22 protein-coding genes and 1 riboswitch are annotated in these 25,127 nt (G+C 46.3%); of the genes, 16 read left to right on the top strand and 6 right to left on the bottom strand.

All coding sequences use genetic code 11. The features are described from left to right. Positions 1 to 157 precede the first annotated feature (157 nt). Positions 158 to 1,822: an alpha-glucosidase gene (locus M3221_RS19990; RefSeq protein WP_251273464.1), complete on the top strand. Its 1,665-nt coding sequence runs from the start codon at positions 158 to 160 to the stop codon at positions 1,820 to 1,822. 119 nt (positions 1,823 to 1,941) lie between these two features. Here the strand turns inward: M3221_RS19990 and M3221_RS19985 are convergent, their stop codons facing one another. Next, positions 1,942 to 2,847 carry a helix-turn-helix transcriptional regulator gene (locus tag M3221_RS19985; RefSeq protein WP_251273463.1) on the bottom strand — a complete coding sequence of 302 codons (906 nt, stop codon included), beginning with the start codon at positions 2,845 to 2,847 and terminating at the stop codon, positions 1,942 to 1,944. A gap of 203 nt (positions 2,848 to 3,050) precedes the next feature. On the opposite strand from M3221_RS19985, the gene M3221_RS19980 reads away from it, so the two are divergent. Then, positions 3,051 to 4,991: a glycoside hydrolase family 127 protein gene (locus M3221_RS19980; RefSeq protein WP_251273462.1), complete on the top strand. Its 1,941-nt coding sequence runs from the start codon at positions 3,051 to 3,053 to the stop codon at positions 4,989 to 4,991. Between the two features lie 64 nt (positions 4,992 to 5,055). On the opposite strand, the gene M3221_RS19975 is transcribed toward M3221_RS19980, so the two are convergent. Continuing rightward, a complete protein-coding gene (locus M3221_RS19975; RefSeq protein ID WP_251273461.1) occupies positions 5,056 to 6,393 on the bottom strand; it encodes a 5'-deoxyadenosine deaminase in 1,338 nt (445 codons plus the stop codon). A gap of 42 nt (positions 6,394 to 6,435) precedes the next feature. Continuing rightward, positions 6,436 to 6,535: riboswitch (purine riboswitch) on the bottom strand. 226 nt (positions 6,536 to 6,761) lie between these two features. Further along, positions 6,762 to 8,378, bottom strand: coding sequence for a PucR family transcriptional regulator (locus M3221_RS19970; protein ID WP_251273460.1), 1,617 nt, complete (start codon positions 8,376 to 8,378; stop codon positions 6,762 to 6,764). 197 nt (positions 8,379 to 8,575) lie between these two features. Between M3221_RS19970 and uraD the strand changes: the two genes are divergently transcribed. From uraD to M3221_RS19925, 9 genes are all read left to right on the top strand, one after another. Beyond that, a complete protein-coding gene (gene uraD, locus M3221_RS19965; RefSeq protein WP_251273459.1) occupies positions 8,576 to 9,088 on the top strand; it encodes a 2-oxo-4-hydroxy-4-carboxy-5-ureidoimidazoline decarboxylase in 513 nt (170 codons plus the stop codon). Between the two features lie 147 nt (positions 9,089 to 9,235). Continuing rightward, on the top strand, positions 9,236 to 10,240 hold the full coding sequence (locus M3221_RS19960) for an XdhC family protein (RefSeq protein ID WP_251273458.1): 1,005 nt from the start codon (positions 9,236 to 9,238) through the stop codon (positions 10,238 to 10,240). Beyond that, positions 10,237 to 10,932, top strand: coding sequence for an NTP transferase domain-containing protein (locus M3221_RS19955; protein WP_251273457.1), 696 nt, complete (start codon positions 10,237 to 10,239; stop codon positions 10,930 to 10,932). Before M3221_RS19960 ends, M3221_RS19955 begins: the two co-directional genes overlap by 4 nt. Beyond that, the gene (locus tag M3221_RS19950; RefSeq protein ID WP_251273456.1) at positions 10,850 to 11,704 is read left to right on the top strand and encodes an FAD binding domain-containing protein; all 855 of its coding nucleotides are present in this window, start codon (positions 10,850 to 10,852) and stop codon (positions 11,702 to 11,704) included. Before M3221_RS19955 ends, M3221_RS19950 begins: the two co-directional genes overlap by 83 nt. Before the next feature lie 21 nt (positions 11,705 to 11,725). Then, on the top strand, positions 11,726 to 13,960 hold the full coding sequence (pucD, locus tag M3221_RS19945; protein WP_251273455.1) for a xanthine dehydrogenase subunit D: 2,235 nt from the start codon (positions 11,726 to 11,728) through the stop codon (positions 13,958 to 13,960). Then, positions 13,944 to 14,435 (top strand): (2Fe-2S)-binding protein, encoded by a 492-nt coding sequence (locus M3221_RS19940; RefSeq protein ID WP_251273454.1) that lies wholly within the window; start codon positions 13,944 to 13,946, stop codon positions 14,433 to 14,435. The genes pucD and M3221_RS19940 overlap by 17 nt, the downstream gene beginning before the upstream one ends. 175 nt (positions 14,436 to 14,610) lie before the next feature. Continuing rightward, positions 14,611 to 15,402, top strand: coding sequence for an ABC transporter ATP-binding protein (locus M3221_RS19935; protein WP_251273453.1), 792 nt, complete (start codon positions 14,611 to 14,613; stop codon positions 15,400 to 15,402). Further along, the gene (locus M3221_RS19930; protein ID WP_396395110.1) at positions 15,403 to 16,263 is read left to right on the top strand and encodes an ABC transporter permease; all 861 of its coding nucleotides are present in this window, start codon (positions 15,403 to 15,405) and stop codon (positions 16,261 to 16,263) included. It begins immediately after the preceding gene. Between the two features lie 19 nt (positions 16,264 to 16,282). Next, complete coding sequence (locus tag M3221_RS19925; protein WP_251273452.1) at positions 16,283 to 17,302, top strand: ABC transporter substrate-binding protein; 1,020 nt, start codon at positions 16,283 to 16,285, stop codon at positions 17,300 to 17,302. A gap of 81 nt (positions 17,303 to 17,383) precedes the next feature. On the opposite strand, the gene M3221_RS19920 is transcribed toward M3221_RS19925, so the two are convergent. Beyond that, positions 17,384 to 18,235, bottom strand: a complete 852-nt coding sequence (locus M3221_RS19920; protein ID WP_251273451.1) for an STAS domain-containing protein — start codon at positions 18,233 to 18,235, stop codon at positions 17,384 to 17,386. 173 nt (positions 18,236 to 18,408) lie between these two features. Between M3221_RS19920 and M3221_RS19915 the strand changes: the two genes are divergently transcribed. Both M3221_RS19915 and M3221_RS19910 read left to right on the top strand, forming a co-directional pair. Further along, positions 18,409 to 19,995, top strand: a complete 1,587-nt coding sequence (locus M3221_RS19915) for an ATP-binding protein (RefSeq protein ID WP_251273450.1) — start codon at positions 18,409 to 18,411, stop codon at positions 19,993 to 19,995. A 21-nt stretch (positions 19,996 to 20,016) separates the two neighbouring features. Beyond that, on the top strand, positions 20,017 to 20,712 hold the full coding sequence (locus tag M3221_RS19910) for a response regulator (protein WP_251273449.1): 696 nt from the start codon (positions 20,017 to 20,019) through the stop codon (positions 20,710 to 20,712). 32 nt (positions 20,713 to 20,744) lie between these two features. Here M3221_RS19910 and M3221_RS19905 read toward each other — a convergent pair whose 3' ends face one another. Together M3221_RS19905 and M3221_RS19900 are read right to left on the bottom strand one after the other, a co-directional pair. Continuing rightward, positions 20,745 to 21,527: a class I SAM-dependent methyltransferase gene (locus M3221_RS19905; RefSeq protein WP_251273448.1), complete on the bottom strand. Its 783-nt coding sequence runs from the start codon at positions 21,525 to 21,527 to the stop codon at positions 20,745 to 20,747. Positions 21,528 to 21,557: 30 nt separating this feature from the next. Beyond that, entirely contained in the window at positions 21,558 to 22,598 is a 1,041-nt protein-coding gene (locus M3221_RS19900; RefSeq protein WP_251273447.1) for a tripartite tricarboxylate transporter substrate binding protein, read from the bottom strand. A 259-nt stretch (positions 22,599 to 22,857) separates the two neighbouring features. Between M3221_RS19900 and M3221_RS19895 the strand changes: the two genes are divergently transcribed. Genes M3221_RS19895 through M3221_RS19885 form a run of 3 tightly spaced genes read left to right on the top strand, consistent with a single transcriptional unit; the run spans position 22,858 to position 25,115 of the window. After that, a complete protein-coding gene (locus M3221_RS19895; protein ID WP_251273446.1) occupies positions 22,858 to 23,304 on the top strand; it encodes a tripartite tricarboxylate transporter TctB family protein in 447 nt (148 codons plus the stop codon). A 20-nt stretch (positions 23,305 to 23,324) separates the two neighbouring features. Next, positions 23,325 to 24,851: a tripartite tricarboxylate transporter permease gene (locus M3221_RS19890; protein ID WP_242234837.1), complete on the top strand. Its 1,527-nt coding sequence runs from the start codon at positions 23,325 to 23,327 to the stop codon at positions 24,849 to 24,851. Between the two features lie 12 nt (positions 24,852 to 24,863). Beyond that, entirely contained in the window at positions 24,864 to 25,115 is a 252-nt protein-coding gene (locus M3221_RS19885) for an HPr family phosphocarrier protein (protein WP_242234835.1), read from the top strand. The last annotated feature ends 12 nt before the right edge of the window (positions 25,116 to 25,127 follow it).

Raw genomic sequence — 25,127 nt, 5'->3', positions numbered from 1 at the left:
GATTGCATTGATTTTTCGTCTAGTTTATACTAGGGCGTATCAAACAGCAAAAACAAAAAAGAAGTGTCAGAGGGAAGCGGGATATTCACACATGTTTTTCTGTTTTCCATGCTAAAATACACGTAAGAAGTATATGAGAGGATACGGGGGGCGTCATATGAACAAAGTATGGTGGAAGGAAGCGGTCGCATATCAAATTTATCCGCGCAGCTTCATGGATTCGAACGGAGATGGAATTGGAGATATTAAAGGGGTGATCTCCAAGCTGGACTACTTAAAAGATCTTGGCATTGATGTAATCTGGATCTGTCCGATGTTTGAATCGCCGAATGATGATAATGGATATGATATTAGCGATTACAAAGAAATTATGAATGAGTTTGGGACGATGGATGATTTTGACGAGCTTCTGGAAGCTGTACATGAACGGGAAATGAAGCTGATTCTTGACCTCGTGATCAACCATACGAGTGACGAACATCCATGGTTTATTGAATCCCGTTCCTCTAAGGATAATCCAAAACGTGACTGGTACATTTGGCGCGATGGCAAAAATGGAGGGGAACCGAATAACTGGGAAAGTATTTTTGGCGACTCGGCGTGGGCATATGATCAGATTACAGACCAGTTTTTCCTGCATCTGTTTTCAAAAAAGCAGCCAGACTTAAACTGGGAAAATCCCGAAGTGCGCCAGGCCCTTTACGAAACTGTTAACTGGTGGCTCGACAAAGGGATCGACGGCTTCCGGGTTGACGCGATCAGCCATATTAAGAAAAAAGCAGGACTGCCTGATTTGCCGAATCCGAAGGAAATGAAGTATGTGCCTTCTTACGATTACCATATGAATGTAGAAGGCATTCAGCCGTTTCTTGAAGAATTAAAAGCTGAAACATTCGCTAAGTACGACATTATGACAGTCGGTGAAGCAAACGGTGTGACAGCGGAAGACGTCAATGAATGGGTCGGTGAAGAAAAAGGGAAATTTAATATGATTTTTCAATTTGAACATCTTGAGCTTTGGAATGCTGAAAAAGAAACGGGCCTGGATATTCCAGGGTACAAGAAAGTGATGACAAAGTGGCAAAAAGCGCTTGAAAACAAAGGCTGGAATGCACTGTTCATTGAAAATCATGATAAAGCGCGCGTGGTTTCCACGTGGGGCAACGACCGGGAATACTGGTATGAAAGCGCCACGGCTTTTGCGGCGGTGTACTTTTTAATGCAGGGAACGCCTTTTATTTACCAGGGGCAGGAAATTGGTATGACCAATGTGAAATATGAAAGCATTGAAGATTATAACGACGTTCGTACGAAAAACATGTACCGGCTTGGCACTGCAGCCGGCATTCACCATGATGAGATGATGCAAATTATTTGGAATTCAAGCCGTGACAACTCACGCACGCCGATGCAGTGGTCGGCCGAGAGCAATGCCGGCTTTACGACGGGAACGCCGTGGATCAAACTGAATGACAACTATACGCGCATTAACGTAGAAGCGCAGCAGCAGGATGAACGCTCTATTTTACATTTTTACAAACGAATGATTCGAATGAAAAAAGCGCACGATGTGTTTACGTACGGTGCTTATAAAGAAGTGATTGAGGAAAGTGAACGCTTATTTGCATACACACGCACTCTCGGAAGCGACCGGGTAATCGTGCTTGCTAACTTGTCAGATCAGCCAGTACCGGTTCCGGAGCAGGAAGGTGTCTCTTATGATGCCGCTCAGCTGCTGCTGCACAATTATAGAGTTCAGGAAGACAGTCCGGCTCGTGAATTGGTGCTACACCCATATGAAACACGTGTGTACCGCCTCTAATAGTAATGAAAACCGGCTTAAACCTTACCGTTTAAGCCGGTTTTGTTTTTGGTGGAGCGGCAAAGAAAAATCATGGTCTGAAAGGTTTAGATTCTGCTCAAGCTGGTTCTGCCCACCTTTTATTCTTTATTGAGCTGAATACGATGGTAAGCTTTGCGGTATTCGGAGGGCGTCAGCTTTTCATATTGTTTAAACAGCCTCATAAAATACCGTTCATCTGAAATGCCAACTGTCCGGGCGATGCTTCCAATGCTTTCATTCGAAAGAGTAAGTAAATCCTTCGCTTTGGAAAGCTTCAACATATGAATGTACGACTGCACTGTCCAGCCCGTTTCTTTTTTAAAAAAGCGGCATAAATAGTCACGGTTATAGTTGAACTGATCGGCTATCATGCCGGTTGACAGCTTTTCAAGCGAATGAAGGCGGATCCATTCCAAAATAGAAGCGATTTTTCTGTCTGTACTCGTTTGTTCAGCAGTAAGGTGGAAATTTTTAACCGTCTGCTCAGACAATTCAATCAGAAGGGAGGTAGCCAGATAGTCAGCCGCCCGGCTGTGACCGTAATGTCCGTTTGCTACATCAAGAAGCTGGGTGAACAAAATGGTCAGCCGCTCAATTTGTTTGGGCGTAGAGAAAAACGGAAGAAAGATGTCTGTATCTCCGTGCTGGAGCCTTGGTTTTGTTTGACGCGTTTTAATGTGCTGGTCCAGCTCCTGCTCGTTTATCACGGGCGCTTCTCTTTCGTCTGGAAACAAGAAGTGAAACCAGTAAAAAGAGGTTCCAGGCGGGCATTCGTGAAAGCCCTGATGTATTTTATCGGGCGGCAAAAGAAGCGCATCACCCGGCTGTACTTCAAATTGGGTGGATTCACATTCAATATACAGCGTTTCATGAAGAGCGATAATGAGCTCGTAATCGCCCATTGAGCGTTTCATATGTGTCCAGGGGATATCTGTAACAAATTTTCCGCCCAGCCTGTATCGAACTGGCTGTTGGATTGATGCATGTATATATTCCTTCAGCATTTTCATCCCTCTTTTTTGAATCGAAACATAGTCAGTTTTGTCCACAAATTATGCGCTTTCATTTACTGATTTTTATTGTATCAATATGCTATTCTTTGAACAAGATTTCTATTGAAAGCGCTTTTCGAACAAAAGGGATGAATGGATAAGGTCAGTTTTAGCTAATCATTGAACCAAACGCGATACAAAAATGGAGGATGAAAATGGCGCATACAAAAATGAAAAACGATGTATCTGTTCAAGTAACAGATTCGTTCTGGAAGCGGTATATGGATGTGGTCCGGAGGGAAGTTCTCCCTTATCAGTGGGAAGCATTAAACGATCGGATTCCAGGTGCTGTGCCGAGCCGCGCAATCCAAAACTTTAAAATCGCCGCGGGAGAAGCGGCGGGCGAGTTTCACGGTTTCGTTTTTCAAGACAGTGATGTAGCGAAATGGCTTGAAGCAGCAGCATTCTGTTTGGAAAATGAACGGGATGAAGTGCTGGAGCAGGCGGCAGACGAGGTCATTGCTTTAATTGGCCGGGCACAGCAAAAAGATGGCTACTTGAACACATATTTTACGGTAAAGGAGCCAAATGGGCGCTGGAGCAATCTGCGGGACCAGCACGAGCTTTATTGTGCCGGCCATATGATGGAAGCAGCCGTAGCTTATTACCGGGCGACTGGAAAAAAAGCCTTTTTGGATATGATGTGCCGATTTGCCGATTATATTGATGAAACGTTTGGCCGGGAAGAGAGCAAAATCCGCGGGTACGACGGGCACCAGGAAATCGAGCTGGCGCTTGTGAAGCTGTATGATGTGACAGGTGATCAAAAGTATTTGAATTTAAGCCGCTATTTTATTGACGAACGCGGGCAGCAGCCGCACTTTTTTGATGTGGAAAGAGAAAAGCGAGGGGATAATCGTCCGTTTTTTTGGAATGAAAGCTATGGCTACCACCAAGCCCATGTGCCAGCCCGGAAGCAAAAAAAAGCGGTTGGGCATGCTGTCCGGGCGATGTATATGTACACGGCGATGGCAGACCTTGCGCTTAGACTGAATGATGAAACATTAAAAAAAGCGTGTGAGGATTTATGGGAGAATGTCACGACGAAACAAATGTACATTACTGCCGGCATTGGATCAATGGAATTTGGCGAAGCATTTTCAACTGACTATGACCTTCCGAACGGCACTGCTTATACGGAAACGTGCGCGTCGATTGGCCTCGTTTTCTGGGCAAAGAGAATGCTTGAACTCCAGGCAGACGCAAAGTATGCCGATGTGATGGAGCGGGCTCTTTACAACGGAACGATCAGCGGAATGGACTTGGATGGAAAAAAGTTTTTTTATGTGAATCCGCTGGAGGTAAAGCCCGAGACAAGCCGTTACCGCCAGGATCACCATCACGTTAAAACCGTCCGGCAAAAATGGTTCAGCTGTGCATGCTGTCCACCTAATTTGGCACGCTTGCTTTCATCAATTGGCCAATATATGTATACAGTCCGGCAGGATGAATTGCACGTACACCTGTATGCAGGCAATAAAGCGGCTGTTGAACTCAATGGACAACAGGTCACGATCCATCAGGAAACAAGCTATCCGTGGGATGAAACCGTGAAGCTGACAGTTATGCCTGATGAGGAGGGGACTTTTACCGTTGCGCTTCGCATTCCGGGCTGGTGTAAACAGGCTGAACTTCGAGTAAATGGTGAAAAAATAGATTATGAGGCTTTTATAAAAAGAGGTTACGTATATTTGAAGCGTAAGTGGATGCAGGGAGATCAAATTGAGCTTCTGTTTCCTATGCCGGTAGAAAAAATCCGGGCGAATCCAAAAGTAAAAGAAAACGCCGGGAAAGCCGCTTTGCAGCGCGGACCGGTCGTATACTGCCTGGAGGAAGCAGATAACGGAAAAGAGCTGTCTTCGATTAAAATAAATAAGCATTCTGTGTTTTCTGCTGCGTTCAAGCCGGATGTACTTGGCGGAGTCGTTGTGATCGAGGGAGAAGGTGTCCGGGAAAGGGAAGAGTTATGGGGAGAGGCATTATATCAGCCCGTTCATAAGCACTCTGTTGGTGTTTCTATCAAAGCGATTCCTTACTTTTCCTGGTGCAACCGCGAGCCGGGTGAAATGGCCGTGTGGATTCGCGAGGAGAGCTGACTTGTTCTAACAGGCAAAAAGCGGTTCGGCCGAAATCTTTGGCCGAATCGCTTTTTGGATGAGTTTAATGCATGATTGTTGTTTTTTTGAGCAGCCGTTTAATTGATGCATCTGCTTCTCTTAGCACAGTCGTTTTGTCGATCGTTTTCATCATGCCGTTTTCCATGACAATTCGCCCGTCGACAATGGTCGTTTCCACATCTGCACGGGTAGCCGAATAAACGATGCGTGAGATGGGATCTACATCGTAAGAAGGGAAGGTATGGAAATGATTTAAGTTTAACATCACCAGATCTGCCCTTTTTCCGGCTTCAATACTGCCGATTTCATGCCCCAGTCCAACAGCCCGGGCGCCGCCGATTGTAGCCATGCGGAAAACGGTGCGGGCGTTCATGCTGGTTGGACCGTGGATCGGTTTTTGAATCAAGGCGGCAAGACGCATTTCATTGAACATATCGAGGTTGTTGTTGCACGGAGCACCGTCTGCTCCAAGGCTTACGGATGAACCGGCATCAAGCAGCTCAGGAACATCGGCAATACCGGATGCAAGCTTTAAGTTCGAGCCCGGACAATGGCTGACATGCACACCTTTCTCCCGGATAATCCGCTTTTCTTCTTCGTCCAGCCAGATGCAGTGGGCCAGGATAAGCCGTTCGTTGGCAAGACCGAGATGATCGAGATATATAACATTGCGCATCCCGGTTTCCTGCTCAACAATAGCGATTTCCCCCCTGTTTTCAGAAGCATGGGTATGCACATGAACGTTGTAGTGGACGGACAGTTTTTGTACCTCTTTCAATAATTCCTCTGTACAGGAAACGACAAAGCGCGGTGAAAAAGCATATTGGATACGCCCGCTGTCGTACATATGCCATTTCTCCAGCAGGTCCACGCTTTCTTGGATGGATGCTGCTGTGTTTTCCTGCAGGGCAAGCGGCACTTCACTGCCTTTATCCATCATAACTTTACCGGAGAGCGCACGAATACCGCTTTGGGCAATCGCACGAAATGCAGAATCGGTATGATGAACGGTTTCCATGTCGACGATCGTGGTTGTGCCGCTTTGCAGAAGCTCGCCGATCCCAAGCATCGCCGAATAATAAACAGATTCTTCATCATGGGACGCTTCAAGCGGCCAAATCCGCTTTTTCAGCCAGTCCATCAATTCAAGGTCATCACCTTTGCCGCGAAACAGTGTTTGGCATAGGTGCACATGGGTTTGAACAAAGCCGGGGATCACGGTTCGGCCTGAAGCGTCAATCACACGGTCAGCCGGCGTTTCGTCCAAAGCCGGTCTGACTGCTTCAATCCGGCTGTCCCGAATGAGAATATCTCCGTTTATAATCTCTTCCTGCGCATTCATCGTTACGATTTGAGCATTTTTAATAAGTAAACTTCCCATCTCCATCCCTCCCAGTCAATAAAAAAAGCCACGAAAAAACCAGCGCCCATGCTGATTTTTCGTAGCCTGGAATTTACGGTCCCAAGTAGAGACCCCCAGCCCGTATCGCTGGGGATATACGAAAAAGGTATCTTATCATTAGAATAAGAGGAAGCGGGAGACGCTTCAACTAAAGTGGAAGAAAACCTTACATTGTTTTTTCTGTATTGCGAAAAACACGATTCATTCAAGTGAATGATCAGGAGGGAAGTGTAAGGCTAAAAACTGTTGTCCAATGAAGAGCCATTTCGCTTTCTCTAGACGAAAAAAACGGACCAACATTAGGATTAACTGCATATAAAAAAGCCAGGGACAGCTCCCGGGCTTTTTTAAGCATTCAGCAGGTGTTTGATACGGAGGGCGAGGCGGACCTGCAGGGAAAAATCGGGGTCTTTCAACGAAATACCGAGCAGCTCTTCACATTTCTCCAGCCGGTATACAACTGTGTTACGGTGGACAAACAGCCGCTTGGCCGTTTCGGAAATATGGCAATGGCTTTCCATATAAACAAACAGTGTCTCCAGCAGTGACCTTTCTTCTTCTAGATTATTCAGCTTTAAGTGCTGAACTGTGTGTTTATAAAACTGGCTTAAGTCTTTTGGCGGGAGCATCCGCAGCAGCTCGTTTACATCCTTTGTCCGGTGGAAGTGAATGGAGGAGGGGCCGCTGGACAGCCGGTTTGTTTTTAAGGCATCGCGCGCTTCTTTATACCCCTGCCGGACAAATAGGAGAGACGAGCATAGATGACTGACACCAAAAGAAATGGTCATGTTATGTTCCCGACTGAGCCGGCTTTGCAGCTTTTCTAAAAAAGAAGCCGTAAATAACTGGGTGTCTTTCATATGATCGGGTACTTTTGACAGAATGATTACGGTGTCTCCTTTTGTAAATAAATCGCAGGGAATATCCATTGTGTGCAGTTCTTTTTCGAAAAAATAATAGACTTCATCCAGTTCCTTCTGGTTCGTGTAATAAGACCATTCTTCTTCCGGTGCATCGATTCGGCCAACCGCGCACACGTATTTTTGTTTTAAAGGCAGGTCGAATTCTTTTGCACGGCTGATCGTTTCCTCTTCGCTTGAAAAAGCGTCATCTAAAAAATTGGAGAAAAACTCATTGCGAATACGGCGGGTAGACTGTTTTACGGCTTCTTCTTTCAACAGCTCAAATGAGATCACATTGAGTGCCTGTTCGATCGTAAGAAGTTTCACCTGCTCTGTTGGATAAACAAAGCCTTTGAGCAAAAGCAGGGCAGCTTTTTTCTCGTGTGTGTAAACGGGAAACAGTGTGTAGCTCTCTTTCTGGTCCAGCGTGCTGAACATGGTAAAAGCAGAGCCGGCCGGCAGAAAAGAGCCGTGCTTAGACGCCCATTTCTTAAACGGCAAAAAAGCTTCAGCCAGCGAATGATCGCCGGCAATGGCAGAAAAGTACACTGTCGATAAAAAAGCCTGGTGGCTGGTAAGCTCTGTTAAGTTTGCAAGCAGCGCATTTAATCCTTTTCCGCTTATGATATGGCTTGAAAACAGCTTGTGCGTTTCGATTGCGCCCCGAAGCTCGCTCGTTCTCTTATCTAAAATAATATTAAGCATTTGATTGACGGTTTCACCGAGTGACCAGTTTTCAGGAATTTCAACAATCGGAAACCCAAGCTGATCTGCGAGCTGGATTGCTTCTTTTGGAAGGTGGCCGAAAAAACGCTTTGTTTTAATAAAAAGGGCAGCGCAGTTTTTCTGGGCCATTTGCTCAATCAAGCTGATCAGCTCGCCTGGCTTATCTTTAACGTGATAACCGGTTGTCACGAGCAGGTCGTTCGACTTTAAATAAGGGAGAATATCCGGAGCATCCATCATCGTCACATTCGTAATATCATTTGCCATCCCTCTGGCGCCCGCAGCTAATGGAATATCTTGAAAAGGAGCGTGGGCAAGCAAGGTTTGTAATTTCAACTGAAACACTCCCTAAAAATTTATATTGTGTAATATTATATAACACAAATTATTAATAAATTGTGAAAAAGAAGAAAAAAATCTAATATTTTGGTCATTTAAGCCAGTGACAACACATAATTTTCCTTGTAAACTAATCATATGTTATTATTTATTACACATTTAAGTTAGGAAAGGGCGTGAGGGAAGTGCTGACTATGAAAGCAGTAAACGAAATGAAAAAAGTGATGTTCGTCCAGCACTTCGGCAGCGTATTTGAACATTCACTTTGGGTAGCGGAACAGGCGGTGCGGGATCGTCCATTTGAGTCTGTGCAAACTCTATGTGATAAGATGACCGCTTTTGTTCAGGAAGCGTCTCGTTCCGATCAGCTGGCTCTGCTTCGAAACCATCCGAATCTTGGGGCAAATATGAAAATGACCGACGCTTCTGTGAAAGAGCAGAAAGCTGCCGGGCTGGCTTCTTTGTCCAAAGAGGAATTTAATCAGTTTTCTCTGTTAAATGAGGCATACACCCAAAAGTTCTCTTTTCCTTTTATCATGGCAGTGCAAGGCAAAACAAAAGAAGAAATCTGCGTTCAGATGAAGCAGCGTCTTCAAAACGATAAGGAAACGGAATTTGAAACAGCCTTAGCAGAAGTGTTTAAAATAGCCAGATTCCGAATTGAAGACATTGTCATCCAGGAAGAACCCAGCGCATGCCAGCCGTGACCATCCGGGTTTTAAATGAAACTCAAGGACGGCTGGGCGGACCCGCCTCTTTCATCAGCCCAATTTAAGAATAGAAGAAGTGAGAAGGGGGCTGTGATTTTTTTGAACCAGTGCCCTTTTTTGGACTATACACTGGAGGGAAACGATATGGAAGATATTCATGAATTGCTTGATGCCATGGATGCCTCCACTGTTGGTGGTGTAATGGCGGCGGTCGTTAAAGTCGCAGGCTCTGCTTATAAAAAAGAAGGAGCAGCGATGCTGTTTAAACCGGATGGCACGCAGGTCGGCCTGCTTAGTGCGGGCTGCCTGGAAGAAGATTTGAATGAACGGCTGAAAACAGTGGATCAGCCGTACGGCGAATTTGTATACGATATGCGCGGTGAGGATGATTTTTCCTGGGGAGAGGGCTCGGGCTGCAACGGGGTTATTCATGTATGGACAGAACGGCTGGATGAAGAGTATACGGCCCACCTATTGCAGTTAAAAGAAGTGCTAAGGTCCGGACAGTCCGTTTTTATGATTAAAAAGCGCGGCGTCCGCCCCGGTTACCTTTTTATTCCCGATTCGGGACGTGCGTTTGGTCAGTGGGAGGGGGAAGTACCAGACGACTGCCGGGTTATTGAGCGTGGCATGTTTTTTAGTAAAGCGCTCGACAGTGAAGTGTATGTACACAAAATTCATCCAAAGCGGCGGCTTGTTGTATTTGGGGCAGGACCAGATGCGCGGCCGCTCGTTTCGTTCGCAGCGGCCGCTGGCTTTTCGGTTACCGTTTCCGACTGGCGCCCGGCGTTTTGTTCGGCTTTTCATTTTCCTGATGCTGAAAAACACATGGTCGGTTTTCCGAACGAAGTGCTTTCTTCTATCGCTTTAAAACCAGAAGACTGTGTGGTCGTGATGACGCATAACTTTAAACGGGACCGGGAGCTGATTGAGGCGTTAAGGGAGCAGGAGCTTCGGTATTTTGGTATTCTCGGTTCCCGAAAAAGAACAGCCCGCTTGTTTGGGGCTGATGCCATTCCTTCACGGATTGCTTCTCCGGCCGGCTTGTCAATTGGAGCGCAGGGAGCCGAAGAAATTGCGATTAGTATTGTCGCTCAGCTGATTCAAGTGAGCCATTCCATTCAGCTGCGGGAAGCAGCTTGTTTATGAGCAGGCCGATTGTTGGTATTTTGCTTGCTGCCGGAAATAGTGTTCGGATGGGGTGCGATAAGCTGGCGCTGCCGCTTGGCGGTGCCACGATTGGCAGTACTTCGCTCGATGCGGCTCTTTCCTCGGCACTGGATCATGTTATTGTGGCGGGAAAGAGAGAGAGCCGGGCCGGCTGGATTGGGCCCGCTTTTTTTAAACAAGAGAATTGGTCGTATGCCGTCTGTGATGAAGCCAGCCGCGGGCAGGCGCATACACTTTCATTTGGCTTGAGGGCCGCAGAACAAATGAATGCGCAGGCAGCGGTGATTCTTTTGGCAGACCAGCCGTTTACCAGGGTGGAATTAATCAATCAAATCGTCCACACCTACAAAAAAACAAAGGCTCCTTTTGTGGCGGCTTGTCTGGATGGTATTCCGCGCCCGCCTGTTCTTTTCTCGAACGGCTGTTTCCCTGTGCTGCAGGAGTTAAAGGGAGACCGGGGAGCGGGCAGTTTGCTGAAGCAGCCTTCTTTTGCGCGGCACGGACGAATGATTGATTGCCAAGAATCCCGTTCTTTTTTTGATATTGATACGATGCAGGACTATAAACAAGTGGCCGGGAGGGGATGGAATGACAATGCAAATGCCGGTGCCAACATCTGTCTGGCAGCCACAGAGTCTGGAGGAAGCGAGGTCTTTAAAGAAAGAGCTTGACGGAATATCGCGGTTTATTGCGGGTGGAACACTTATGCAAATGCAGCGGGAGCAGGGCCTATCCTTTCCTCCTCATTTAATCAGCCTGGAAGGGATTCGGGAACTCGCAGACATTGAGGAAACGGTCGACGGTTCGATCAGAATAGGGGCGCTGACCGACCTGGAAACGTGCCGGAATCATCCGCTTGTAAAAGAAAAGTGCCCGGTTTTATCAGAAGCGATCAGCACCATTGCCTCGCCAGCTGTGCGTAACCGGGGTACAATCGGCGGCAATATCCTTTATGGCGTCGGTGATGCCATTCCGGTCTTACTGGCACTTGATGCGCGCCTTTCGTGGTTTTGTGAAAACGGCATTCGGTCTGAATGGATATATGATTATGTAAGTGAGCAGGAATCTCCGGCAGCATCCGCCATTTTAACGGATATTACGGTTTCTTCTCCTATAAAAGGGCGCTGTTTTTTTCGGAAAGTCGGACGGAGAGAAGCGTTTATTCCATCTGTTGTGACGGTTGCCATGTACAGAGAAATGACAGATGAGCAGACCATTAAAGAAATTCGGATGGTGGCGGGCGGCGGAGTAAACACACCGCGTCGTTTGAAGATGTGTGAGAGAGAGCTCATTGGAAAGGAACTGACGGATGATGTGCTGGCGTCACTGTCAGAAAGTATCAAAGAAGAATCGGCTTTGATCGGTGATGTGTTCGCCTCAGCGGATTACCGTCGCATCGTCGCAGCCAATCTGCTGTTAGCGGCTTTGCGATCTGACCGATAAAAATGGGAAAGGAGATTGGCTATGAAGAAAAAAATTCGGCCGGACGGCAAAGAGAAAGTAACAGGCCGCTTAAAATATTTAACGGATCTTACATTTCCAGAGATGCTCTGGGCAAAAGTGCTAAGAAGCGCTTACCCTCATGCCCGTATCCTCTCCCTCTCCACAGAGAAAGCCCGTCAGCTGCCAGGTGTACAGGCGGTTATTACCCACGAAGACGTGCCTGCCTTAAACGGATTTGGCATCGTTACCCCGGATCAGCCGGTTTTATGTAAAGATACAGTTCGGTATGTGGGAGATGCGGTTGCAGCTGTTGCTGCAGAGTCGGTAGAAATTGCTGCACGAGCGCTTGAACTGATCGAGGTGCACTATGAACCGCTTCCTGTAGTGGACAGTCCAGAAAAAGCATTGGCCAAGTCGGCTCCTCTCCTTCACCCAGGCGGCAATATCCTTCACCGTGCCGGCTTTCAAAAAGGCGATATCCAAACAGCATTTTCGCGATGCGTAAACATTGTAGAAGAAACATATGAAGTTCCCCGGCAGCTTCATGCTTATATGGAAACAGAAGGCGGCGTTATCGTGCCTGAAAAAGACGGGGCGCTGACAGTATATGTCGGTACGCAGCACGGTTTTAAAGACCGGTTTCAATTATCTCGTATTTTAGGCATGCCGGAAGAAAAAATTCGGATTATTTCCAGTCCGATGGGCGGCTCATTCGGTGGAAAAGATGAATTGAATATTCAGCCGTATGGGGCGCTGCTTGCGCTTGCAACAGGCAGGCCGGTGAAAATTCACCAAACAAGGCAGGAATCCATGCGTTCAAGCATTAAACGGCACCCGATGAGCATTACAATGAAAACCGGCGTCGATCAAAATGGGCGGCTGCTTGCCCATCAAACAACGATTACAGCCGATACAGGGGCCTACGCTACATTAGGACCGGCAATTTTAGACTTCGCTGTTGAGCACGCATGTGGCCCGTACATGATTGAGGCAGTAGACACAAAGGGTGTCTCTGTTTTTACAAACAATGGTGTTTCCGGGGAGTTTCGTGGATTTGGAGGCAATCAGATTACTTTTGCATTGGAAGGGCAGATGGACCGGCTGGCTGCTGCAATCGGGATGGATGCCCTGGAGCTGCGGCGGCTTAATATCCGCCATGAACAGGACCTTGGACCGCTCGGGCAGCGGATTGTCCAGACAAATGGTGCTTTAGAGGTATTAGAGTCGGCAGCTCAAGTATACCAGGCGAAAAAGCAGCAGATGCCGAAAGCGAGCGAGTGGAAGCGGACCGGTATCGGCATGGCTGTAACGATGCACGGCGGCGGGCTTGGCTTTGGGAGAATGGACCCTGCCGGCGGGCGGCTTTCTTTAAAAGAAAATGGAAAGATTGAAATTGCCTTTGGATTTGAAGAAGCGGGGCAGGGAATTCTGGCTGTGATTGAAGCGGTGACAATAGAAGAATTAGGATGCCGAAAAGAAGACCTTTCCATTGTCATTGGAGATACGGCTCTCGTTCCTTCGTCCGGTTCCACTACCGCTTCACGCGGAACAAGTATGGTCTGGCATTCACTTCAGCGGTTAAAAGGGTCTTTTATAAAGCAGGTGCTTGCACGGGCCGCCCAAAAAACGGGTGCAGAAGAGAATGTGCTTTCGATTGGACCGGGCGGTGTTTGGAAGAATGGAAAATGCGTGCTTTCCTTTGAATCTCTTGCAGCCGGCAAAGAGCCGATTGTGGTTTCCACCCAGTTTGATTTTCCGGTTTCACCGGACGCAATAGACTCGGCTCACTACTTATACACATACAGCGGTGTAGTGGCCCAGGCAGAGGTTGATATTTTAACTGGAAGAATAAAAGTCACCGGACTGCATCAGTCTACAGCAGCCGGCCCTGTTGTAAACGAAATGGGCTATAGGGGGCAAATTGAGGGCGGCGGCGTAATGGCGCTTGGCTATACTTTAATGGAAGATGTGGTGATGACAGAAGGACAGTATGCGACAGAAAACTTCGATTCTTATTTGGTTCCAGGCATTCAAGATGTACCGTTTGACCTGGAGCTTGAAGCGATTGAGACGCTTCCTCCTGGAGATCATTACGGCCCGCGGGGTGTTGGAGAAATTGGAACGGTAGCTGTAGCGCCGGCAATTGCCAATGCGATCTACGATGCAATCGGCTTTCGGGTCAGCCGTCTGCCGGTAAAGCCGGAGGCTGTGCTGCAGTCGATGGAAAGGGGTGTCCTGTATGAAAATCAATCCTGAAAAAGCAGGCGCTGGAGTGATAGAGCTGTCCTTTCAGTTAAATGGTAAGCCTGTTCAATTAACCGTTCCGTCTGTTATGAGAGCTGTTGATTTAATGCGAAATGAGCTTGGTCAAACCGGCACAAAAATTTCATGCGGCATCGGACGCTGTGGAGCCTGTTCGGTTTTGATCAATGGTAAACTGTCTGTTTCGTGCCTGACACTCGCTTATCAGCTTGAAGGGGCTTCGGTGGAAACGGTTGAAGGGCTTTCTGATCAAAACGGAGTGCATCCTATTCAAGAAGCATTTCTCGAAGAAGGCGGCTTTCAATGCGGTTATTGCACACCGGGCATGGTCATGGCGGCAAAATGCCTGCTTGAATCAAATCCAAAGCCGAATGAAGCGGCGATTCAGGAAGCCTTTTCGGGCAATCTTTGCCGGTGCACAGGGTATGGCGGCATCATCCGGTCTGTTCAGCGGGCTTGTTCTTCATAAATTCTGTTAGATAATCTGACGCAAAAGAGTGTAATCTTATTGGGGTTACACTCTTTTTTTCTTTTATTTCTAACTAACCTTGTTAAATTTGGTCATCATACACATTGAGCTTGGCTATTTCTCTTATTATGATGTCAATAGATGTTACATAAAGAGATCGAAAGGAGAGAATGACATGGCGATGGACCAAAAGCAGGCTGTTTATTTTAAGCATGTCAGTAAAGTGTATAACACAGGCACGGTTGCTCTTCATCATTTTGATTTTCCGGTAAAAGAAGGGGAGTTTGTCAGTTTTCTTGGACCATCGGGCTGCGGTAAATCTACAGCACTGCGTATGGTGGCTGGGCTCGGTGCCCCCACCTCAGGAGAAGTATCTGTTTTCGGGAAGCCTCCAGAAGAATTGATTAAACATACGAATGACATTGCTTTTGTTTTTCAAGATGCAAACCTGCTTCCGTGGAGGAGTGTGCTGGACAATGTGCTGCTGCCTCTTGAACTGCGTGGAGGCAGCAAAAAAGAAAAGAGAGAAACCGCTCAAAAAGTTCTTGAGATGGTCGGCTTAAAAGACCATTTAACTTCCTACCCGCGCCAGCTTTCAGGCGGTATGAGAATGCGCGTATCGATTGCGCGGGCACTCGCTGCGAAGCCGAAGCTTCTTCTCATGGATGAACCGTTCGCGGCTCTTGATGAAATGACCCGCCAGACGCTTCAAATGGAATTGCTTGATATCTGGAAAAAAGAAGAGATGACGGTTTTGTTTGTGACCCACAATGTGTACGAGGCCGTTTTTTTGTCTTCTAAAATTGCCGTAATGTCCGCCCGGCCAGGCAGGCTTTCCTCTGTTATCGATGTGGATCTTCCTTACCCGCGTGAGCTCGGCATGAGAACAGAACCGGCGTTTTCAAAGTATGTGGAGACCGCTTCAGCGAGCCTTGAGTCTCATGAATCCCGAAAGGAGACGGTATAAATGGCGATGCCTGAAATGGAAATAACAAAGCAGCAAAGCATGCTCGCAGCTGTGCCTAAGAGAAAGCGGCCATTTGCTTCAACCTTTAAAGAGCTTTATCTCGGACCTATGATCGCGTTTATTTTGTTTCTTACACTCTGGCAGGCCATCCCTTTAGCGCTCGGATTGCCGCATTATATTTTGCCGAAGCCGACGGATGTATGGGAAGCAACCGTTTCGGACTGGGCTCTGCTGTCGGAAGCAATCCGCATTACCATTTTTGAATCAGTGATTGGCTTTTTCCTGAGTGCAGTTATTGGCATTGGGGTATCAGTGTTTTTAGCCAGCTCGAAAATATTAGAGCGGAGTATTTATCCGTACGCTATTATTTTGCAGACCATCCCGGTTGTGGCTGTTGCCCCTATCGTTGTGATCTGGTTTGGGGCCGGCTTCAATTCTATTGTGGTCATTTCTTTTTTAATCGGATTTTTCCCGGTGATCTCCAATACGTTGATGGGGCTTAATTCGGTTGATAAAAATATGGATGAGCTGTTTACGCTTTACAATGCCTCGAAATGGCAGCGTATGTGGAAGCTGCGTATTCCAGCGGCCATGCCGTATATCATGACAGGATTGAAAATTTCATGCACGCTGTCGATTGTCGGCGCCATTGTTGGAGAGTATGTAGCGGGTATTGGCGGTGGAAACGGAGGTCTTGGTTATGCAATTACAGTCGCCGCCATTCAAGTAAAGACATCCTTTTTATTTTCATGCGGCATTGCCGCTGCTATTCTTGGCATCGGTTTTTACCTCGTTGTCAGCTTGTTCTCGAACATGCTTCTTGGCAGCTGGCATGAATCAGCGATGAAATCAGAAAAATAAACGGCAAGGGGGAAGAAAAATGGAGAACGTAAAATGGAAGACAAGAGGGGTTCTGGCTTCTGTATTAGCCATGGGGCTGCTGCTTTCAGCGTGCGGATCCGAGAGGGCAACCGAAACCGAGAGTGAAGCAGCCGATACAAGCGGGGGAACAGAAGATGTAAAGCTTGTTCTAAACTGGTTCCCGAAATCACAGCACGGCGGTGTATACAGCGCTCTGGAAGAAGGAACCTTTGAAGAAAACGGGCTGAATGTAGAAGTAGAACCGGGCGGACCACAAGTATCGCCTGTTCAAATTGTTGCAGCCGGTGATGCCCAATTCGGTTTGGCCCATGCCGACCAAATGCTGATTGCCCGCAATCAAGGCATTGAGCTTGTAGCAGTCGCCGCCACCATGCAGGGCAGTCCACAGGCATTTATGTACCATAAGGGAGAAGACATTCAGGACTTTGAAGATTTAAATGGACGGGAAGTGTTTGTTCAACCGGGCATTACGTATTGGGATTTTCTTAAAAACAAATATGACCTCAGCAAGGTAACCGAACTTGGCTATAACGGCCAGCATGTTAATTTTATCGACAATAAAACATCGGTGACCCAGTCTTTTGTGACGTCCGAGCCGTTTTTTATGGAGCAGGAAAAAGTACCGGTGGAAACGATGCTTGTTTCCGAGTCAGGATATGATCCTTATAACGTTGTGCTGTTTGTAACAAAAGATTATTTGGAAAGCCACAAGGAAATCGTCCAGAAGTTTGTTTCTTCTTATATAAAAGGCTGGCAGTCTTACGAACAATCTTCAGACGAGATCAATAAAGTCATTGTTGGAGAAAACCCGAATATCGCGCTGGAAGCTTTGAATTTTGAAACGAAAACGCAGCACGAATATATTTACGGCAAGGATGCTGCCGAACATGGTATTGGCTATATGACAGAAGAGCGCTGGGACACCTTGAAACAACAGCTGCTTGAGATTGGCCTTCTGAAAGAAGACTTTAAAACAAGTGAGATGTTTACAACTGAATTTTTACCTGCACACGAATGAAAAAGAAAGGCTGTCTCATTTCATTGAGGCAGCCTTTTTTCAATTTTACCGGATGATCGTGAAAAGGAATTCGATTGCTTTTTAAGAGGAAAACAAATGGGCGGACTGCTGCAAATCTTTTAATGCCGCTTCCAAATTTGCTTTTACATCCAATTCGCCCACGTTAATACCGATTGTCACCATCGTTTGGGCTACTTCAGGACGAATACCAATAAGTGACGCTCTTACGCCAAGCAGGGACAAGGCATCGATCACCTTGAAAATTTGATCGGCAACCATCGTATCAACCGTTACAACACCGGACAGGTCAAGTAGAAGGTGGGAAAGCGTAAGCTTGGCTGCTTTTTGCAGTACTTCTTCCATCAAAAGAGCTGCCCGTTCCGTGTTCATGCTGCCAATCAGCGGAAGTACAGCTACTCCTTTTGTGATCGGCACAACCGGTACAGAAAGTTCCAAAAGTGCCTGAGCCGATTGCTCAAGTGCTTCTCGATGAAACTTCACATAAGTGATGCTTAACGCATAAACGGCTTGATCAAGCAGCGGATCGATAAGGGCGATGCTGTCAAAAACCGTTTCAACAGACATTTGCTTCTGCTTCATTTCCTGCTTTAATACATCCCAAATAGCCGTCCGGTATATGGTTGTCGTCTGCAGTACATCATCCATTGGCGCATTCAGGCTGCAGGCGATCTCTCCAGTTTTCGCTCCCCATTTGCTAAAGCGTTTTAAAGAAAGTTCGTGGTCAGGCTGTTCGATTAAAGTGTCTGCGAACATTTGAATAAATTGGGCACGGTGTTCGATTGCCCGTTCCTTCTCCCAGCCGGCTTTTTCTTGAATACTTGTTATATGCGAAAGGCTTTGATGAATTTCCTGGGCAATTTCATATTTTAGCTCAGACAGTTTCTTTCCAAGAATTCGAATTTCGTTATTCATTTTAACGGCCCCCAGAAAATAGATGCTATACGTACAAAGATACACCGTTTTTCCCTAATTTGAAATGCGAAAATCATAAAAAACCGTGAACAAAATGAACAAAATATTGACAATGTTCTATGGATTGAGATAAATAAAAGAAAGAGTTTTTCCATTAGAAAGCGGGAGGTTACATGTCGATTCTTTGGAGGCGGCCTAAGCTGCTCGGGCAGATGATTGGTCTTATTTCTATGGTCGTTTTTTTAACGATTCTTTTTGTAAGCGCTATCTTTCTTACTCTTATGGGAGATTTGGCTGAAAAGTCACTGGGCAGCCAGGCGATGACAGTGGCTAAAATGGCTGCTCAAAATGAAACGATTATCCAGGCGTTTGATGATCCAAATCCGCCTCTGCGCATTCAGCCTATTGCTGAAAACATCAGGCAATCAACTGGCGCAGGATATGTTGTGATCGGCAATAAACATAACGTCCGTTATTCCCATCACATAACAAAACATATCGGTAAGAAAATGGGGACGAGCAGCAGGGAAAGCCTCTCAGCAGGAAAATCTGTCGTGTACAAAGGGACAGGTATCTCGGGTTCAGCCATTAAAGCGAAAGCCCCTATTTACAACAAAAATGGAGAAATCATTGGAGTGGCTTCTGTCGGTTTTTTAACAACAGAAGTAGATAAAGCGAGAAATGCCTATTGGTTAAAGCTGCTATGTTTCGCCCTGTTTATTAGTTTATTTGGCGTAACAGGAGCTGTTACGATAGCGAAACGGGTGAAAAAATTGATTTTTAATTTAGAACCGGAAGAGATTTCTTTTTTATTTAAAGAAAAAGAAGCGACCCTTGAATCTATTCGGGATGCAACCATTGCAGTAAATAACGATCATCACATAACGTCTATCAACAAAAGAGCGAGAAATCTGCTGGAGGGGCAAATTAGCGAGAAAGGAAAAATAACAAACAGCCGCCTCGTTGGGATGGCTGAATCGATCATCGACCAAAAGACAAGCATTGTGCGGCAGCGGTTTTTGTTTGGGCATCAGCTTTATGTAGCGGATGGTGCGCCGATTTGGCAGAATAATCAAACAAAGGGGGCGGTTTTAACGATCCGCCCTGTATCAGAAATCGAGAAAATAGAGGAGGAAATGTCAGCGGTCAAAAGCATTACCGACAACATCCGGGCACAAAATCATGAGTATTTAAATAAATTAAACACCATCTATGGGTTGATAGTGTTGGAGCAATATGAGGAAGCAAGGTCATTTATAGCGGACGAAGTAAAAGAGCGGCAGGATGTCGTTGTGTTTTTAACTTCCTCTGTAAAAGATCCGTATATTGCGGCTTGTCTTCTTGGCAAAATCCACCGCTCCAAAGAAATGAAAGTCCATTTTCAGATAGACGAAGACAGCAACTTATCCGTTGTGCCGTCTTCTTTTGACACCAAGCTGTTTGTAACGGTGTTAGGAAATATGATTGATAATGCAATGGAGGCAGCCGTACGATTAAGGGGAGAAGAAGCGATAGTCCGTGTTTCGTTTACTGATATCGGCCATGAACTTATTTTTGATATTGAAGACAACGGTCCGGGTATTCCGCCTGAAGAGCAGGACCGGATTTTTGAAGAAGGATTTACGACGAAGGATGGGGACAATCACGGAATTGGACTTGCGATTGTGAAAAATACACTGCAGAAGCTAAAAGGAGATCTTTATCTTTCGAAAAGCTCCTTTGGCGGTGCGCAATTTACCATTACCATTCCAAAGCAGTAAACAAAAGGGGGAACCGCTTTTATGGCACCGATTAAAGTAATGATTATCGAAGACGATGAGACCACAATCAATATTTATAAAAAGTTTGTGCAGAAGGTAGATGGATTCGAAATTGTAGCATCTGCAAGCCTCGGAAAGCAGGCGCTGGAATTACTAAACGTATTTACACCTGATCTTATTTTGCTTGATGTTTACCTGCCTGATATGAACGGGACTGATTTGTTGTGGGAAATCCGTAAAGAAGTGCGGAGTGTGGATGTCATTATGATTACGGCTGCCAATGATGTTCGAACCGTTAGTGAAGCCATTCGGGGCGGTGCGTACAGTTACATGCTGAAGCCTATTATGATCAACCAGTTTTTATCTACGCTTGAGCAGTACAAAGAAACAAAAAAGAAACTGTCTCAATCCGCTCTTATTGAGCAGGGAGAAGTTAATCGTTTTTTTGGCATTATGAGTCAGGCGGCCGGAGCCGAATATGTAGAGCAAACGGATCAGCTGCCAAAAGGAATTGATAAACATACGCTGAAAAAAGTACGTACACACTTACATGAAGCTTCTTCAAGCATTAATGCTGAAGAAACAGCACGCGCGACTGGTGCCAGCAATTCCACTGTGCGAAGATATTTAGAATATCTCGTGGCAGCTGAAGAAGCAGAAGTAGAAATTATGTATGGAACGATTGGCCGTCCGGAACGAAGATATCGAAAAAAGTAAAAAGGTGCCCCACATATGTGGAACACCAGCGCTTAATTTCGTTGAACCAGGACCATCCATTCATCAATTTGAAAGGATGCAATGCTTTCACCCTGCATTTTTACTGAAAAGTATGTGGAAACAGACGTGTCTGCAGAGAGAAGGTGAGCATCCACTTCCTGAACCTGCTCAGGAGAAGCGGTCGTGCGGTGGACCCATTCCGGATAGCCAAGTTCTTTTTTGCGCACCTGCTCTTTTACCAGGCTGAATCCGGCTTCTTGAAACCAGCCCTTCCACTCAGGAATGGTATAACTGCGCACATGGCTGTGGTCACGCAGAGATTCGAGCCGATTCACAAAAGCATCCAGGGCCGGGTCTTCAGGTGCAATATTATCAATCAAGACGAAACGTCCGCCCGGCTTTAGTACGCGGGCCGCTTCCTGTACAAACAGATGCGGATTTGGAAAGTGATGCGCAGCAATCCGGCAGGTGACTGCATCAAACGTATGCGGCAAAAACGGAAGCGCTTCTGCGTCTGCTGCGACGTAAAAGATATTATTGGCGGATGACGCTAAATGCTTTTTGGCGGCTTCGAGCATCGGCACGGTTAAATCAGTGGCAAACACATGAGCAGCATGAGGGGCCAGCGCTTTCGCTGCATGGCCGCCTCCTGTTGCAATATCAAGGACAAGAGAATCGGGACCAATCTTCAGCCATTCAGGGAGAAGGGCAAGATCCGTTCCTGTTGAATGGGTACTGCTTGTAACGTAGTGCTCGGCTGATTTTCCAAACTGGCTTTTCACCCGCTGCTTGGCTGTTTCTGTTGATTCTTGCAAAAAGATTCCCCCTCCTTGAGCAGAATAAGCTTATTTTTGCATATTAAGCGACTCTAAAATCTCCTGTACCAATTTTTCTTGTTCTTCTAGGAAAGCCGTGAATTCCTCAGAATTTTTATAGCCGTCTTCCCATCCGTTTGTTTCGAGAACTTTTTGCCATTCTGGTGTTTTCACCATTTCTGAAAGTGTTTTGTTCCAGTAATCTACCGCGTAGTCCGGCATTTCTTTCGGTCCGAACAAACCGCGCCAAATCGTAAATTCCGCATCAATTCCGGCTTCCTTGTATGTTGGAATATCCGCATATGTGCCTTTTAACCTCTCTGGAGAAGATACGCCAAGAACACGAACTTTTCCTGCTTTTAAATATTCCCCTGTGCCGGAAATATCTGTAGCAAGCACATCGGCATTGCCGCCGATCAGAGCAGTCATTGCTTCTCCACCGCCATCATAGGAAACATATTTGATTTTCGCAGCGTCAACACCCGCTTTTACAGCAGGGAGCATGGCAACTAAATGATCCTGAGACCCCGGAGACGAGCCGCCTGCCAGTGTTAAACTGTCCGGCTTCGCTTTTAAGTCCTTAAACAGTGATTCTAAATCTTTATACTTTGAATCTGCCGGAACGACAATCGCTCCATAATCTTTCGTAAGCTGGGCGATTGGCGTTAAGTCTTTATAGGAATGCGGGCTGTTTCCTTCTTTTTTCAAATTATTAATAAGCAATGGAACAGAAGGAAGAAAGAGCCGGTAAGGGTCTTTAGGATCCTGGCTGATAAAATCCGCGAGGCCGACTGCCTGTCCGCCGCCTGGCTTGTTTTCAACGGTCATGGACTGCTCTGTTAATCCCGTTTCATTTAATACTTTCGTTAAAGCGCGTGCAGTTGTATCAAGCCCGCCGCCTGCTCCAGACGGCGCATTAATGACAATCGGCTTTTCCGGATAAGCAGCATTTTCTTCTTTGCTTCCTCCAGAGGAAGAAGAATTAGAATTGCTGCACGCTGCTAAACTAAGTGCAAGCGCACCGGCCGTAATCAGACTGCCCCACTTTTTTACCTTGAACGTCACACTCATTGAAATGCCCCCTTTATTTTGGTAACGCTTTCATTTACAAATGGTACCACCAACGAATGAACAGGAATAGTTTCTGCTCATTCATCTCATAAAGATCATTAAACGGTATTAACGTCATATTTTTCATGGAAAATAAATGCTGCGTTGAAAATATGATCGTTATTCAAGTTATGGAGAAAAACTTCTATCGGCGGGCAGAAGCTGATACTTTTTAAGAAAGCGTTTACATTTAAACGAAATAAATGCGGGGGTGTATGAAATGAGCAGGACATTCGATCGTTATGCCAGCATCATCTTTCTTCTAATAGGCGTCTTTTTTATCACAGAAAGCCGCAAAATTGCTGCCACTTCTTACGGAAGTAACGTGGGACCGGATATTTTTCCAATCGGACTCGGCATTTTACTTATTTTATTAAGTATTAAGCTTTTTACCGAAGCCGTAAAAAATAAACAGGAAGCAAGAGGAGGAGAAAAGCCGGATTACAAAAGGTTTTTCATTATCTTTGCAGCCGCCATTCTTTACATTGTGCTGCTGGAGCCGCTTGGTTATGTGATTACAACCTTTTTATTTTTGCTGATTGGATTTCAAGTGCTGGAAAGGGGCGGCTGGCTGAAAAGCATTGTGATCGCCGCGGCGTTTTCTTTTGGCGTTTACTATATTTTTGTCGGTCTTTTACAAGGCTCGCTGCCAGGATTTCCGGTTTAAATTAAAGGAGGTGCTTACACATGGATACAGTACAATTTTTAATGAATGGGTTCGGGGTTGCCATGCAGTGGCAAAACTTATTGTTTGCTTTTTGCGGTGTCCTGATTGGAACGGCGGTGGGCGTGCTGCCGGGAATTGGGCCCATGAGCGGCGTGGCTCTTTTAATTCCGATTACCGCAACGCTTACGTCAGGCCTTGACCCGCAAAGCGCTGCTGCCAGTTCGATTATTTTGCTTGCAGGTGTATATTATGGAGCCATGTATGGAGGATCGACTACCTCGATTTTATTAAATACGCCGGGAGAATCTTCTTCAGTTGTAACGGCGCTGGATGGTTACCAAATGGCAAGGCAGGGACGGGCTGGAGCAGCACTTTCTATTTCTGCTATCGGCTCATTTGTGGCAGGGATTGTTGCGCTCCTGGGTTTAACCTTGCTGGCAAAGCCGCTGTCCCAATTAGCTCTTTCATTCGGGCCGGCTGAGTATTTTTCGCTGATGCTTCTCGGCTTGTGCGCGGTCAGCGGACTGGCAGGAAGTTCAATTACAAAAGCACTGATCATGACAGTGGCCGGCCTGCTTTTAGCGACCATCGGAATGGACAATGTATCCGGCGTTTCCCGCTTTACGTATAATAACCCTTATTTATATTCAGGACTTGAGTTTTTAACAGTGGCGGTGGGGTTATTCGCACTTGGTGAAGTATTCCGGACGATTCTGGACAAAGACAATGATGACGGCAAGGTCGCCAAAGTAGGACGGATTTTGCCGACAAAACAGGATATGAAAGAAAGCACTGGACCGATCGTCCGCGGCTCACTGCTCGGCTTTTTTATTGGGGTGCTGCCGGGTGCGGGCGCGACGCTTGCCTCTTTCTTTTCTTATATTACCGAAAAGAAAATAAGCAAACGTCCGGAAACATTCGGTCACGGAGCAATTGCGGGAGTAGCTGCACCTGAGTCTGCCAACAATGGAGCATCCGGCGGCGCCATGATCCCGCTCCTGACAATGGGTATTCCAGGCTCCGGCACAACCGCTATTTTGATGGGAGCTCTTATTATGTATAACGTACAGCCGGGTCCGCTGTTGTTTGAAGATAACCCGCAGGTAGCATGGGGCTTGATTGCCAGTATGTTTATCGGTAATGTGATGCTGCTTATTTTAAACATGCCGCTTGTAAAAGTGTTTGCCAAGGTGATTGATACGCCTGCCAAATACTTGCTGCCGATTATTGTGGCAATTTCCATTTTCGGTGTGTATGCCGTACAATTTAACATTTTTGATTTGGCTTTACTGCTTGCCTGCGGACTGCTCGGTTACTTTTTAACGAAAAATGACTATCCGGTCGCGCCGCTCGTTTTAGCGCTGGTGCTTGGTCCGATGATTGAAAATAATATGCGCCGCGCCCTTACTTCTTCCAATGGTGATTTTTCTATTTTTGTCACAAGCCCGGTGTCACTGCTGTTTCTGCTGATTGGCGCTTTATGGATCAGTATTCCGCTTATTATGAAAATGCGTGGCCGTTCCGTCATTATTAACGAAGAAGATTAAGGGGGAGCCGATATGGAACTCGGAGGGACATTTGCCCGTTTCGTGGTGGAATTAAACAAAGCGGCTCAGCCGTTTCAATCGAGCATCGTGTTAAAAACAGATCATCGCAGCATTGATGTAAAAAGTATTTTAGGACTGACGCATTCCGTTTTAACCTCCAAGACATTTCAGCTTGAGATTCATGGGCCGGATGAAGAAGAGGCAAAGCAGGAAATGGTAAAAGTATTTCACCAGTTTCATATGCCGGTAGAAGTGAATGAATAAAGAAGCGGTCCG

Source organism: Domibacillus indicus, assembly GCF_023715895.1.
Taxonomy (GTDB): domain Bacteria; phylum Bacillota; class Bacilli; order Bacillales; family Domibacillaceae; genus Domibacillus; species Domibacillus indicus_A.
Note: the sequence above shows the minus strand (reverse complement) of the source record. Positions and strands in the feature narration are given on the sequence as shown.

What these genes read in the sequence shown, in the direction of transcription:
- M3221_RS19910 (WP_251273449.1), top strand. Translation starts at nt 20,017, where the DNA reads ATGGCACCGATTAAAGTAATGATTATCGAAGACGATGAGACCACAATC.
- M3221_RS19915 (WP_251273450.1), top strand. Translation starts at nt 18,409, where the DNA reads ATGTCGATTCTTTGGAGGCGGCCTAAGCTGCTCGGGCAGATGATTGGT.
- M3221_RS19925 (WP_251273452.1), top strand. Translation starts at nt 16,283, where the DNA reads ATGGAGAACGTAAAATGGAAGACAAGAGGGGTTCTGGCTTCTGTATTA.
- M3221_RS19990 (WP_251273464.1), top strand. Translation starts at nt 158, where the DNA reads ATGAACAAAGTATGGTGGAAGGAAGCGGTCGCATATCAAATTTATCCG.
- M3221_RS19975 (WP_251273461.1), bottom strand. Translation starts at nt 6,393, where the DNA reads ATGGGAAGTTTACTTATTAAAAATGCTCAAATCGTAACGATGAATGCG.
- M3221_RS19950 (WP_251273456.1), top strand. Translation starts at nt 10,850, where the DNA reads ATGACAATGCAAATGCCGGTGCCAACATCTGTCTGGCAGCCACAGAGT.
- M3221_RS19930 (WP_396395110.1), top strand. Translation starts at nt 15,403, where the DNA reads ATGGCGATGCCTGAAATGGAAATAACAAAGCAGCAAAGCATGCTCGCA.
- M3221_RS19955 (WP_251273457.1), top strand. Translation starts at nt 10,237, where the DNA reads ATGAGCAGGCCGATTGTTGGTATTTTGCTTGCTGCCGGAAATAGTGTT.
- M3221_RS19935 (WP_251273453.1), top strand. Translation starts at nt 14,611, where the DNA reads ATGGCGATGGACCAAAAGCAGGCTGTTTATTTTAAGCATGTCAGTAAA.
- M3221_RS19960 (WP_251273458.1), top strand. Translation starts at nt 9,236, where the DNA reads ATGGAAGATATTCATGAATTGCTTGATGCCATGGATGCCTCCACTGTT.
- M3221_RS19890 (WP_242234837.1), top strand. Translation starts at nt 23,325, where the DNA reads ATGGATACAGTACAATTTTTAATGAATGGGTTCGGGGTTGCCATGCAG.
- M3221_RS19885 (WP_242234835.1), top strand. Translation starts at nt 24,864, where the DNA reads ATGGAACTCGGAGGGACATTTGCCCGTTTCGTGGTGGAATTAAACAAA.
- M3221_RS19900 (WP_251273447.1), bottom strand. Translation starts at nt 22,598, where the DNA reads ATGAGTGTGACGTTCAAGGTAAAAAAGTGGGGCAGTCTGATTACGGCC.
- M3221_RS19980 (WP_251273462.1), top strand. Translation starts at nt 3,051, where the DNA reads ATGGCGCATACAAAAATGAAAAACGATGTATCTGTTCAAGTAACAGAT.
- M3221_RS19985 (WP_251273463.1), bottom strand. Translation starts at nt 2,847, where the DNA reads ATGCTGAAGGAATATATACATGCATCAATCCAACAGCCAGTTCGATAC.
- uraD (WP_251273459.1), top strand. Translation starts at nt 8,576, where the DNA reads ATGAAAGCAGTAAACGAAATGAAAAAAGTGATGTTCGTCCAGCACTTC.
- M3221_RS19940 (WP_251273454.1), top strand. Translation starts at nt 13,944, where the DNA reads ATGAAAATCAATCCTGAAAAAGCAGGCGCTGGAGTGATAGAGCTGTCC.
- pucD (WP_251273455.1), top strand. Translation starts at nt 11,726, where the DNA reads ATGAAGAAAAAAATTCGGCCGGACGGCAAAGAGAAAGTAACAGGCCGC.
- M3221_RS19920 (WP_251273451.1), bottom strand. Translation starts at nt 18,235, where the DNA reads ATGAATAACGAAATTCGAATTCTTGGAAAGAAACTGTCTGAGCTAAAA.
- M3221_RS19895 (WP_251273446.1), top strand. Translation starts at nt 22,858, where the DNA reads ATGAGCAGGACATTCGATCGTTATGCCAGCATCATCTTTCTTCTAATA.